Below are 12,628 nucleotides of genomic sequence, written 5' to 3' on the forward strand. Positions count from 1 at the left end.
TTCCGCCTTATGACGCGGACCACAAGGGGCTAGCTACCCGCCGGTAACACGCGGTGGTGTGCGTGATCTACAAATGTCACGCAGGGTTAATGAACTCGCGGCATTGGCCAGCGGATGTCCGACTCGCACATGAGGCACGTCACAGACGGTCGAGATTTACCTTAAGGTAACGGTTTTGTAACGACAGCCTGCCAATCAGCTGAACGGCCAGGGGGTATATCCCCTGGAGGGCGCGGCAGGCGGCGGCACACGGGTTGCGCCTACCGCGCCCGGCGTACCACCTGCGCCTCGCTGGCTGCAGTCAGCACACCCTCGACCTCAGGGACCATGGGGTGCGAGCCATGGGACCTGAGGCCTTCATCACCATAAACGAGCTAGTTGACTATGTCTAGAGACGATGAAGAGAAGAGTTGATTCCGGACAAGTGACGGTGATCTACTACTGGGGCGAGCCATGGGAGATGACCGTATGACCGCCAAGTACGAGCGGCTGGCGAACGCCATCCGCGAGAGGATCCGCTCGGGAGAGCTGAAGCCGGGAGACAAGCTGCCGTCCATCAGCCAGCTCCGCGAGGAGTACCAGATCAGCTACGGCTCCGTGCGCGGTGCCATGCTGGTCCTCAAGGCTGAGAACCTGATCGAGGGACGACAGGGAGACGGCGTCTTCGTCAAGGACCCCAACCGCAAGGAAGACTGACCGGCGGTTGCCCGAGCACCCGTGCCGCGCTTGTGCGGCCGGGCGCTTTTGTATGCCCGGCGGACGCCCATGACGACATCGAAAAAAGGGACCCGGCCAGTCGGCCGGGTCCCTTTTCGGTGGTACGAGTGTCAGCGCAGCGTGCGGCTGGCACCGTTCTGCGCCGCCCGAAGCTGCTCCGCCATCTCCTGGAGCTGCTCGCGAGTGCGGTGGTACGTCGAGACGGGGACCGAGGTGGACGCCGTCTTGCCGGTCGTACGCGCGCCGAGCGTGGTCGGGTTGTTCTGCGGGTCCCACCCGGCCGGGCCGCTGACCAGCGTGCCGGCCTCGGCGTCGAGCGCGGTGCTGACCGCGCCGGAGCCACCGAAGATCAGCACGGTGTTGATCGAGCCGCTGTCCGACTCCAGCATCCCCTGCACCTCCGGGTGCAGCGTGGTGCTGGTGCCCGGGGTCAGCAGCAGCGGGCCGTTGAGCGTGGCCATCAGCGCACCGCCGGCCAGCGCGTCCGGCCAGTTGGCGCCGGTCGCCAGGCCGACCGTCGCCTCGCCGCCGAAGAACTGCCACGCCGTGGCGCGGGCCGTCTCGTAGCGGTTCGCGCCGGTGACCGGGATCGGGGAGTAGTTCGTCGGCGACGAGAGCGCCTGAACCGCCTGACCGCCGATGCCGTAGAGGAACGTGCTGTCGGTCAGACCGTCCAGGAACTGCTTGGTCGGCGCGGGCAGGACCTTGTCGCTGGTCAGCACCACGACTGCCCGCCCGCTCGAGCCGGGGTAGTTGAACGAGCCCGCCGCCGCGCCGGCCGCCAGCGCGTCCGGGTAGTTGGCGCCGGTCGCCGCGAGGACGAACGTGGGCCGCTGGCCCTCGAGGATCGCGTCGGCGATGCTCACCGAGGTGCTGTACCGGTTGTCGCCGGACAGGCGCTCCACGTTGTAGTGCATCGCCACGATCTTCTGCTCGACCGCCGCCGAGAGGGCGCCGGTGCCGCCGAGCAGGTAGACCGTCGCCGAGGTGTCGTCGCCCAGCAGGCGCGCGATCTCGGCCTCGGTCGCGGCGTCCAGCGACGTCGGCAGGGTCATCAGCAGCGGACCCTGCTTCGCGGCGGCCAGCGCGGAACCGCTGAGCGCGTCGGCGAAGGTGTCCGACCGGGACAGCACGACCGCCTTGGCCTTCGCCCGGGGGTCGGCCGCGTCGGTGGCCGTGGCCCAGTGCGACTTCGACACCTGGATCGCGGTGTCGTAGCGGTTGCTGCCCTGGAGCCGGGCGACCTTGCTCTTCAGCGTGGTCTGGTACGCCGGCTTGCCCGACTGCGCGGTCTGCGAGACCGGCGCGTCGGCCTGGCTGCCGTCCGCCTTGGCCGTGGCGATGCCCGTGCCGTAGCTGAACGCGACGGCGGTGCCGTCGGGCGACCACACCGGGTTGTCGCTGGCCACACCGGTGCTGACGACCTGGACCAGGTCACCGCCGGTCGGGTTCGAGACGTAGATCTGGCCGCCGCGGACGAAGGCCACCCTCGTGCCGTCGGGCGAGATCGCCGGGTTGGCGGCGTTGGTGATGACCGTCTCGCTGGCACTCGGCTTCTGGACGTGGACCGACGGCGTGCCGGTGGGCGTGCCGTTGCTGTCGGCCTGGCGCTGGTAGACCAGCGTGCCGCCGGCGTTGCCGTCGGGGTTGGTGTAGTTGTAGCCGTCGCCGACCGAGTACAGCCAGTCGTACATGGTGCCGGAGCCGTCGACCTGACGCAGCTCCCACGGCTCGTTGGCCGCGGGCTTGTCGGCGAAGACCACCAGGCCGGTGCCGAGCCAGGTGGGCGACGACCGGACGTGGCCGTCGGTGCCGAAGCCGTAGGTGTACCAGGTCCGGCTGTCGGTGTTGTTGTAACGCACCGAGCTGAGGTCGCCGTCCACGTCGATGAACAGCGCCCGGCTGCCGTCCGGCGTCCAGGCCACCTCGGTCACGGGCTCGTTGGCCGGCGACGCGCAGTTGGTGGTCGGGCAGTAGTACGGCACCAGGTTGTTGGAACCCTGGATGGCGATGAGCGAACCGGTCGCCCAGGTCAGCTTGCCGGTGCCGCCGTAGCTGGCACCCGCGGCGGTCGGCATGGCTCCGACGGCGAGCAGACCCGCCGCGGCCAGGGCCGCGGCATACGCCAGCGGCTTCTTGAAGGGGGATGAAGTCAAGAGGGGACTCCTCGGATCCTGCGCCGCACTCGACCCCGTGTCGGTGCCGTGCAGCTTGCTCGCTCGGGGCGGCGCAGCTCATCACCCTAGGGCCGATGGCAGGAGCACGCCACCCCGGGCCAAGACGCGGCAGGTGGATCCAATACCGCCAACGACCGCAAAACGGGCAGCTGACCAGTGGTGAATCGTCCGAACGGATAGCCGGAGCAGCCTCGACGGACAGACTAGTGGATCTCGATGTGTCCTGTCGGTCGGTTGTGCCGCAGGTGAATGTGGTGGAAGGCTGCGGCGGCGCCCTGTGGGCGCGGTTTCACCACGGGGAGGAAATCGTGTACATCCGCCGCACGGTCGCGGCCGTCTTCAGTTCGGTCCTGCTGGTCTCCGTCGCCGCCGCGGCGCCCTTCGGCGCCAGCCCCCAGTGGGTCAGCGGGCAGGCTGCCGCAGCCGAGGCGGGCACCGTACCAACCTGGGCACCCGCCGGCAACGGCAAGGTCAAGCGTCTGGCCGCGCGGCTCACCGCGTCCAAGACGAAGAAGGCGGCGTACGAGCCGAACACCGTGCTCGTCCGCCTGCGGCCCGGCGCGTCGGCGGCCGACCGCGCCAGGATCGCGAGCAAGGTCGGCGGCAAGGTCGCCGGCACCGTCGGCTCGACCGGGTACCTCAAAATCACCACCAAGAGCGCGGCCCGTGATGCGCTCAAGGTGCTCCAGGGCGACCCCGCGGTGGTCACCACCGCGCTGGACCAGCGCCGCTACCCGACCAAGGCGCCCAACGACTGGCTCTACCCCACCGACCAGGGCTACCTGAGCACGATCCGGATGCCGCAGGCGTGGGACCTCCAGTCGTCCGCGACCGCGGTCACCGTCGCGGTGGTGGACACCGGCGTCGACTCGCGCAACCGGGACCTGGTCGGCCGGGTCGTGGGTGGATACAACAGCGTCAGCAACAACACCGACACGATGGACACCGCCGGGCACGGCACGATGGTTTCCGGCATCATCGCCGCCAACACCGGCAACGGTGAGGGCATCGCCGGGGTGACCTGGAACGGCCGGATCATGCCGATCAAGGTGTTCGCGGGCGAGTACGCATTCGACTCCGACATCGCCGAGGGCGTGACCTGGGCCGTCGACCACGGCGCCAAGGTCGTCAACATGTCGCTGGGCGGCCCCGGCGAGAACCCGATGCTGCACGAGGCGATCAAGTACGCCGTCGGCAAGGGCGTCGTCGTGGTGGTCGCCGCGGGCAACGAGGGCACGGACGAGCCGCAGTACCCGGCGTACTACCCGGAGGTCCTCGCCGTCGGCGCCACCGACAGCGGGGGCAACCTCACGGACTTCAGCTCGTGGGGCGACCACGTCGACGTCGCCGCGCCCGGGTTCGGCATCCTCTCCACCTACCCCGTCGACCCCGCGTGCGACATCGACTGCTACGCGTACGGCGACGGCACGTCGTTCTCCGCGCCGCTGGTCGCCGGCGTCGCAGCGCTGGTGAAGGCCAAGAACCCGACGTTCACGCCGACGCAGGTCATCGAGCGGATCAAGACCACGGCGCGCGACGCCGGTCCGCGTGGCGTCGACCCGTACTACGGCTTCGGCGTGCTCGACGCGTACCGGGCCCTCGGCGGCGCCGCCACCACCGCCTTCCCCCAGCGTGCGGGCGGCACCGGCGAGCCCAACGACACCCCGGCCCGCGCCGCCGCGCTCACCGCGACCCCGGTCAGCGCCATCGTCGCGATGGAGGGCGACACCGACTGGTACCGGTTCGACCTGGCCACGGACCGGTCGGTCACGCTGTCCGTCACCCCGCCCAGGTATGACGGGCTCTGGGCGCAGAACCTCGACCCGATCCTGGACGTGTACGACAAGGACCTGCGGCTCATCGCCCACGTGGACAGCACCGACCCGGCCGCCGTCGAGCAGTTCACCGGGCTCCTGGCCGTCGGCGCGTACTACGCGCAGGTCCGCAACTACAACGGTGCCGCGGACACGCGCCCCTACGACCTGCGGATGTCGACCTCGGCGGCCGAGATCGGACCGTTCACCGGCGAGCGCTACCTGCCGCAGGGGCAGGCGTGGGCCGAGACCGTGGCGATCGGCGACGTCACCGGCGACGGGCGCAACGACGTCCTCATGGCGACGGACCACGAGGAGGGCGAGGGCACCAGCGGCTACCGGATGTACGTCTACGCCCAGCAGCCCGACGGCACCCTCGACAGCGGCACCAAGTACGACGAGATCCAGCCGGCCAGCCAGCTCGCGATGGCGGTCCTCGACGCCACCGGCGACGGCCGCAACGACGTCGCCGTAGCCACGACCGCCGGGGTGGCGGTCTACGCCCAGAACGGCAGCGGCAAGCTCGGCGCGCCCGTGCTGATCCCCGGCACCGCCAACACCAGCTTCTACTCCTACCTCACCGCCGCCGACGTGGACGGCGACGGCGACAAGGACCTGCTGTTCTCGGCGGGCGGGCTCTACCTGCTCACCCAGGAGCCGGCGGGGGTCTTCACGGTCTCCACCATCGCGACCGGGCCCTACATGGGCGAGGTGGCCGCCGGGGACGTCAACGGCGACGGCCGGGTCGACGTCGTGACCTACTCCGGCCTCAACCTGGACGGGTTCCTGACCATCAGCCTCAACGGGGCCGACGGCTGGACGACCACCGCCCGGCCGATCCCCCACGGCAGCACCAGCAACGGCGTCGAGATCGCCGACGTCACCGGGGACGGCCTGGCCGACGTGGTCTACACGATCGAGTCGCAGTTCACGAAGCCCGGCGGCAACTCGGTGAACCTGCTCAAGCAGCTGCCCGACGGCACGCTCGCCGACGCGCAGCAGCTGACCTCACCCGGCTTCCCTGGCGGGGTCACGGTGGCGGACTACGACAAGGACGGCCGCACGGACCTGTTCGTCGCGAACAACACCGGCCCGGTCTTCATGTACCTCCAGCAGGCCGGCGGCTCGTTCGCCGCCCCGGTCAACATCTCCGTGTCGCTCACCCAGCACCCGAACCCCCGGGGGATGGCGGTCGGCGACGTCAACGGCGACGGCTGGGTGGACCTGGTCACGGCGGGCAACTACGCGCTCGGCCTGTACGTGAAGTACAACGTGCGCGGATCGGTGCCCAGCAACGCCCCGTACGCCTGGATCCGGCAGACGAGCGTGGCGGACTTCGCCACGAACCTCGACCCGGTGGGCAGCATGACGGTCACCACCGTGCGCGCGCTGAACCCGGCCACCGTCAACACCAAGACGGTCAAGCTGTACGACGGGCGCACCGGCCAGGTCGTGCCGGTCAAGGTCGGCTACAACGTGGCGACCCGCACCATCACCATCGCCCCGACGGGGCCGGCGACCGGCGTCCAGCGCAAGCCGATGTTCACCGACGGCGTGCCGTACCGGCTGGTCGTCGGCGGGGTGCAGGACACCTCGGGGAACATCCACGAGGGGTATTCGCTCAGCTTCGTCGGCTGACCCGGCCGCAGACCACAGGAGCCCCGCACCGTCACCGGTGCGGGGCTCCTGCCTTTTCGCCGTCGCCACATGCACTTTCGGGGAAACTGCACGAATCTTGAGCCGGATTCCAGCACTTTCCCCGAAACTGCACCATCCCACCGGGGCGGGAGGGGAAAGGTAGAGGCCGAAGGGACTCGAACCCCTAACCTTCTGATCCGTAGACCCGGCCGCGTACCGCGTCGTCGGATGCACGAGCCTTGCCCCGCCTGGTCGGCTCGTTCCCCATGGAGCGCATGGTCGCCTGGCGTTGGGGTCGCGCAGGGTCAGACCCGGCCCGGTCCTGGACCTACGGATTACTGGCGGCAAGGTCAACGGCGGTTCGTGACGAGGTCCGCAGCCCAATGACGGCCGGACACGGCTGGATGCGGGCAGCAGCGTTGCTGTACGTCGCTGCTGTATCGGAGATCCAGGTGGAAGCGCCGTGCTTGAGGTGCAACCACGTCTTGGAACTTTACGGATCCGGCCCGGGCTGAACGGGCAGCCTCCCTCTCCAACAGCGAACGCGCCCTTCCGGGCCGCCCGGTCCAATCCTATGGTCCGGAGTCGGGCCGCGAGCGTCTCTCGTGGGCGGTACGACGGCGAGAGAACCGGACGGGAACAGTGCTGGACACGAAGATTCTGGGATGGGTATCGTTCCGTCCGCTGCTTGGGCGCGGTATACGGGGAGGATGTCGTGGCGTGCGTGGCGTGCGGAGCGGCGAAGGCGCTGCCCGGCAGGTGTGGGGCGTGCGGTCATGAGCCGCTTGAGTGGCGTACCGAGTACCGCTATCCACGTCCGCCTCGGACCTGGCTCATCATGACCTGGGTCGTGGTGGCGGCTGGTATTGCCCACCTGGCCGTCATCGCGTACTGGATGCTCGTCACCGCCCGCAGCATCGAGTTCTACGAGTCATGGGACGGTACTGTCTCCGGCCTCGACCGTGCTCGGTTCTTCGACGCCTTTGACACTACGACGTCGTCGTCAGAGATGGTTGTCGCTGTGGGTCTCGTCTTCGTCTTCGCCTTCGCCGGTTGGCATTTCGCCGTGCGTAAGACGCTGGAGTCCGTTCGCGTTCCGGCGAGCGACGTCCTCACCCATTGGGGTTTCATCGTCTGGCGGGCCGGCGCCATCGCACTGCTGCTCCTCGCGTTCTCCAGGTTGAACTCGCCCGGCATCGATACGCAGGATCTCGCGGCGTTGCGGACCGCGATCCTCGACGAGAAGCACGGACAGGAATTCTACGTGTGGATACGCGCCGCGATCGGCGTCCTCCTCCTCGTCGCCGTCATCGCCATCCATCGGCGGGTACGCGTCGTCCTCGCCGCCCACACCGCCTGACGGCCCAGAGCGCGGGAACGCCTTGGGTGCTGGCGTGGCTTCGGCCGCGAGCTGATCCCCGAGGTCGGTCGGGGTTTGGGGTGGAACCCCAAGATCACCCTCGGGCCGGTCAAGACCGACAGCTCCGAGCGAAAGATCGCCGTGCCCGCGCCCTACTGGGGTCAAAGTCGGGGGTAACAACGATCAAGGGCCGGTTTCCATTGACTGGAAACCGGCCCTTGGCCTGCTGGTGCGCCCGAAGGGACTCGAACCCCTAACCTTCTGATCCGTAGTCAGATGCTCTATCCGTTGAGCTACGGGCGCTTGCTTGCTGGATCAGCATACACGGCCGGATTTCCGACCGCGAACGTGGTCCCGCGCGGAGGCTCCGGGATTCGAACCCGGGAGGGGCTTTAAGACCCCAACCGCATTAGCAGTGCGGCGCCATAGACCGAACTAGGCGAAGCCTCCATGGTGGGCATACAGGTTTCCCTGTGCGACCACCGACGCACGAGGATACCGTGCCCGCACCGGGTTGAGCAAAGCGACTATCGGGTCGCGCGTCGGGGGATCTCGCCCCGCTCCTGCCCGGGTGTCTGTTCCGTGCCTCATCCTGGGCGGAAAGCCCCGGCGTTGTGATCATGGCCACTCCCGCGCGGCACGACGGCAGCACGGTGGCAGCACGGTGGCGGCCGGGACGGCAGGGCGGCGCGCCACCACCCCGCCGGGTCGTCACAGCCAGCTGAGGTGACCGGCCAGCAGGGCGTATCCGACGAACGACACGATGTCGAGCAGCGTGTGCGCCACGATCAGCGGTCCGACCCGGCGCCAGCGCAGGAACACCAGTGCGAACACCACGCCCATGACCGCGTTCCCGACGAACGCGCCGAAGCCCTGGTAGAGGTGGTACGACCCGCGCAGCACCGCGCTGGCCGCGATCATCGCCGGGGTGCTCCAGCCGAGCTGGCGCAGGCGGGTCAGCAGGTAGCCGACCACGACGACCTCCTCCAGCACCGCGTTCTCGACCGCGGCCAGGACCAGCACCGGCACCGCCCACCACACGTCGCCGAGCCCGGAGGCGACCACGGTGGCGTTGACGCCCAGCGCCTTGGCGGCCAGGTACAGGCCGAGGCCGGGGATGCCGATGGCGGCCGCGAGCAGTGCCCCGCCGCCGAGGTCGAAACCGACCCGCCGCCGGGCGTACCCGAGGATCTCCGGCGCGCCGAGCCGGCCGCCCAGCCCGGGCCCCCGGTTGAGCAGATGGACCGCGAACAGGGCGGGCACCACACCGAACGCGATCCGGGTCAGCTGGATGGACAGATCCAGCCAGGGCCGGTCCGGGGTGACGGCCGTGTTCAGCTCGGCCGCCTGCTGGTTCAACGGAACGTGAACCGTGAGTTTGTCGATGAGTGAGAGCACGGATCGTATGGCGGAGTAGCCGAGTGATACGCCGAGCAGCAGCAGGACCTCGTGACCCAGCAGGGTCCGGGTGGGGCGGGGGCTTCCCCAGTCGAGCTCTTCAGCAGCCATGACTCCACAGGGTCGCACATTCTGTGCGATGGCCGAACGCTCGAAGTTGACATCGTTCGAACGTGAGCGACCTTCAGCGGCTGTTGAAAGAGAGCTGGACTCTCGTCGAGGAGCAGCAGGACAAGCTGGCCGGTTACTTCTACGCCCGGATCTTCCTGAACCATCCGAGCGTACGAGAGATGTTCCCGGTGACGATGGACGTGCAGCGGGCTCGCCTGCTGGGCGCGATCGTCAGCGCGGTGCAGACCGTCGACGACCCGGACCGGTTCGACGAGTACCTGCGCTCGCTGGGCCGCGACCACCGCAAGTTCCAGGTGCAGGCGGACCAGTACGAGGTGGTCGGCGCCGCCCTGCTGGAGTCCCTGCGCACCTTCGCCCGCGACGAGTGGACCCACGAGTACGAGCAGGCGTGGCGCGACGCGTACGACGTGATCGCCCGCAAGATGCTCGCCGGGGCCGCCGCCGACAGCAACCCGGCCTGGTGGCATGCCGAGGTGGTGGCGCACGAGCGGCGCAGCCGCGACATCGCCGTGTTCACGGTGCGGCCGCTCCAGCAGCTGGAGTACCGCGCCGGGCAGTACCTGTCGCTGGAGTGCCCGCGGTACCACCCGCGGGTGTGGCGGACGTACTCGGTGGCCAACGCGCCGCGCAGCGACGGGACGATGGACTTCCACGTGCGGGCGCTGGGCGCGGGCTGGGTGTCGGGGGCGCTGGTGCGCCGGACCAGGGTCGGCGACATGCTGCGGCTGGCCTCGCCGATGGGCACCATGGTGCTGGACCGCCGGTCCACCCGCGACATCGTGTTCGTGGCGGGCGGCACCGGGCTGTCGCCGATCAAGGCGCTGCTGGAGGAGCTGACCACGTTCAACCGCACCCGCTGGGTGCACGTGTTCTTCGGCGCCCGCGACCGCGACGACCTGTACGACCTGGGTTCGCTCCAGGAGCTCGCGGCGGCGTACCCGTGGCTGTCGATCGTGCCGGTGTGCAGCGACGATCCGGGGTGGGGCGGCGAGGAGGGCACGATCCCCGACGCGCTGGCGCGGTTCGGGCCGTGGCTGGAGCACGACTTCTTCGTGTGCGGGTCGCCGAGCATGGTGCGCGGCACGCTGCGGTCGCTGGCGCAGTTGCAGGTGCCGCAGACCCGGATCCGGTACGACGCGTTCAGCGACGTCTGAGCGCCGCGGCCGCTGCGGCCGCGGCGCCTCCGCCGTCAGTGCACCAGGGCCGGCGGGGCCGAGGCCACCGCCCGGAACCGCCACTGGAGCTGGAACCGCGCGTTCAGGGACGGGTCCTCGGTGCGCCAGGTGAACACCGCCCGGTCGCCGTCCTGCTCGCGCACGATCGGGGTGCGCAACGGCGCCTCCTCGGCCGCCATCGACGTCTCCACCCCCCACACCTGCGGGTCGAGCCCGGCCGGGAAGCGCATCTGCACCACCAGCCGCCGCGTGGGCAGCCGCACCGCGCGCTCGAACCACGAGCCCCACTTCAGCTCGTCGACGCGGTAGCGGTATTCCACCGTGGTCCGCTCGCCCGGGTAGAGCGGGAACCGGCCGTCGGCGTTCTCGAACAGCAGCCAGATCTCCTTGAACGCGTCCCGGTCCTGCTTCGCGCGCCACACCATCGGCTCGGCGGAGCCGGGGTCGCCGCAGAACGCGACCATACCGAGCTCGTCGAGGCTCAGCGGGTGGGCGCGGTGGTGGGCGTTGGAACGCTGCGGCTGGCCCGGGTACCGGTCGACGGCGACCCGGATCAGATAGCGCGTGACCGGCTCGTTGCCCGCGTTGTAGAGGGCCCGGCGCACCACCACCTGATACGACCCGTCGTCGTAGGTGAGCTGGGCCTCCTCTAGCTCCACCACCAGCCCGGTGCCCGGGGGCAGCCACTGGGTGGGCACGGTCGGCTCACGGGTGAGCAGCGTGGACGGGCCGCGGGCCTGGCGGGCCTCCTCGTATTCCTGGAACCTGCGCCAGATCGCGCCGCCGGCGTTGAGCACCGCCTCGGCCCGGCGCGCGAAGTCCTCGGTGGGCCGATGTCTTCGGCCCTCGATGTGGCTGATGTAGGAGGGATCGAAGCCCATCCGGCTGGCGAGCTGCTTCTTGGTCATGCCCCGGTCGATGCGCCACCTGCTGAGCTCGGTAGCGAACGCCTCCACGGCACGTTCCACCGGCGAAACGCTCATGACCCGACCTCGGTGCGCTCGGTCATGCCACACCTCGCCCCCTCCTCTTTATGTCGTGAATCCTCATTCTTCGCGGCCTGAGGATCAACTAACGAGAAGTGGTGATTACGCGACAAAAGCCTTGACAGCTTTGCAAGTGGCCAGTGGATCACCGTAGACACCGAACTATGCCAGACGTCACACACGGTAAGTGAAATGACGTAAACTGGCGTGGGTCTGGTTAGCCTAGCCTTATCGAGGTAGAGTGGCCGAGTCATCAGCGACCATGACTAGGTGCAGGAAGGGGCAGGTGAGGAACGGGTGCGTACGCTCACGCCGTTCGACCTGGCCGACGCCCTGAGGCCGCTGACCGTCACACTGCGCTCCATTCGCAGCCGTCTCGGTGAGGAAGCGGTGCACGGCCTGCCCGAACCGCTCGTCGTCGGCGGGATGCCTGGCTGGACGCCCGCGACCGCGCTCACGGGCGGTGCGGGCATGCCCGCGCTGTTCGCCACCGCGCACCGCCGCTGGGGCGCCGCACCGCACGCCGCTGCCACTCTTTCGTGGAAGTCCTACTGCTACTGGGTCGCCATGCCCGCCGTCCTCAGTTGGGCGGTGGCCCGGCGCGTGCCGCTGGTCTCCGCCGACAACATGCTCGTCCGCTTCAGCGGAGCGCCGGGCGAGGCGCTGGTGCAGGTCGGCCTGCGCGACGTGCAGCTCGCGGTGCTGCCCGACGACCCGCTGGCCCAGTCGCCCCACCCGGGCGTGACCGTCGTCGGCGACGAGGCGCTGCTGCTCAAGACCCTGCGCACCGGCCTGCTCGACCAGCACCTGGACCCGCTGACCGAGCGCATCCGCGAGCACGTCAAGGTCGGCCGCCGCACCCTGCTCGGCTCGATCGCCTCCGGCATCGCGTATGCGCTGGTCCGGGGCGGTCCGGACGTGCCCGGCAACGTCACCGACTCCGCGCACACCGTGCTCGGCGCGCTCGACCTGGCGGATCTGGTCGACCTCGTCCCCGGCCATGCCGGGGAGACCGATGTGCAGCGCCGCACCTGCTGCCTGGCCTTCACGCTGCCGCAGCCCAAGGTCTGCTCCGGCTGCTGCCTGCGCTGACCGGCCGCTCGCAGTTCATCTGCGGGACGCGGACCGTACGGTCTCGCATATCCGACCCGATCAGTGGACAGCCTCGACCGTACGACCGGCCCATCCGTTCACGGACCGTGCTTAAACTCGCGTTCTGTGCCGCCCGGGG

The 12,628-nt window shown here is 69.4% G+C and carries 7 protein-coding genes, 2 tRNA genes and 1 pseudogene; 5 read left to right on the forward strand and 5 right to left on the reverse strand.

Features of this window, described 5'->3' with window-relative positions:
* Nucleotides 1-468: 468 nt before the first annotated feature.
* Nucleotides 469-696 carry a winged helix-turn-helix domain-containing protein gene (locus tag Cs7R123_RS19165; protein ID WP_212828313.1) on the forward strand — a complete coding sequence of 76 codons (228 nt, stop codon included), beginning with the start codon at nt 469-471 and terminating at the stop codon, nt 694-696.
* Between the two features lie 131 nt (nt 697-827).
* Here Cs7R123_RS19165 and Cs7R123_RS19170 read toward each other — a convergent pair whose 3' ends face one another.
* Nucleotides 828-2,873, reverse strand: coding sequence for a cell wall-binding repeat-containing protein (locus Cs7R123_RS19170; RefSeq protein WP_212828315.1), 2,046 nt, complete (start codon nt 2,871-2,873; stop codon nt 828-830).
* A 329-nt stretch (nt 2,874-3,202) separates the two neighbouring features.
* Between Cs7R123_RS19170 and Cs7R123_RS19175 the strand changes: the two genes are divergently transcribed.
* Nucleotides 3,203-6,346: a S8 family serine peptidase gene (locus tag Cs7R123_RS19175; protein WP_212828317.1), complete on the forward strand. Its 3,144-nt coding sequence runs from the start codon at nt 3,203-3,205 to the stop codon at nt 6,344-6,346.
* A gap of 838 nt (nt 6,347-7,184) precedes the next feature.
* Nucleotides 7,185-7,706 (forward strand): hypothetical protein, encoded by a 522-nt coding sequence (locus Cs7R123_RS19180; RefSeq protein ID WP_212828319.1) that lies wholly within the window; start codon nt 7,185-7,187, stop codon nt 7,704-7,706.
* Between the two features lie 227 nt (nt 7,707-7,933).
* Here Cs7R123_RS19180 and Cs7R123_RS19185 read toward each other — a convergent pair.
* The 3 genes from Cs7R123_RS19185 to Cs7R123_RS19195 form a co-directional block, all read right to left on the reverse strand.
* Nucleotides 7,934-8,009, reverse strand: a tRNA-Arg gene (locus Cs7R123_RS19185).
* A 56-nt stretch (nt 8,010-8,065) separates the two neighbouring features.
* Nucleotides 8,066-8,156, reverse strand: a tRNA-Ser gene (locus Cs7R123_RS19190).
* 261 nt (nt 8,157-8,417) lie between these two features.
* The gene (locus tag Cs7R123_RS19195) at nt 8,418-9,215 is read right to left on the reverse strand and encodes a CPBP family intramembrane glutamic endopeptidase (RefSeq protein WP_212828321.1); all 798 of its coding nucleotides are present in this window, start codon (nt 9,213-9,215) and stop codon (nt 8,418-8,420) included.
* Between the two features lie 62 nt (nt 9,216-9,277).
* On the opposite strand from Cs7R123_RS19195, the gene Cs7R123_RS19200 reads away from it, so the two are divergent.
* Nucleotides 9,278-10,390, forward strand: coding sequence for a globin domain-containing protein (locus Cs7R123_RS19200; RefSeq protein WP_212828322.1), 1,113 nt, complete (start codon nt 9,278-9,280; stop codon nt 10,388-10,390).
* Between the two features lie 50 nt (nt 10,391-10,440).
* Here Cs7R123_RS19200 and Cs7R123_RS19205 read toward each other — a convergent pair.
* Nucleotides 10,441-11,394: pseudogene (locus Cs7R123_RS19205) on the reverse strand (helix-turn-helix domain-containing protein); the annotation flags it as partial.
* 273 nt (nt 11,395-11,667) lie between these two features.
* Between Cs7R123_RS19205 and Cs7R123_RS19210 the strand changes: the two are divergent.
* The gene (locus Cs7R123_RS19210) at nt 11,668-12,489 is read left to right on the forward strand and encodes a ferric iron reductase (protein WP_212828324.1); all 822 of its coding nucleotides are present in this window, start codon (nt 11,668-11,670) and stop codon (nt 12,487-12,489) included.
* Nucleotides 12,490-12,628: the final 139 nt, after the last annotated feature.

This window comes from Catellatospora sp. TT07R-123, from assembly GCF_018327705.1.
Taxonomy (GTDB): domain Bacteria; phylum Actinomycetota; class Actinomycetes; order Mycobacteriales; family Micromonosporaceae; genus Catellatospora.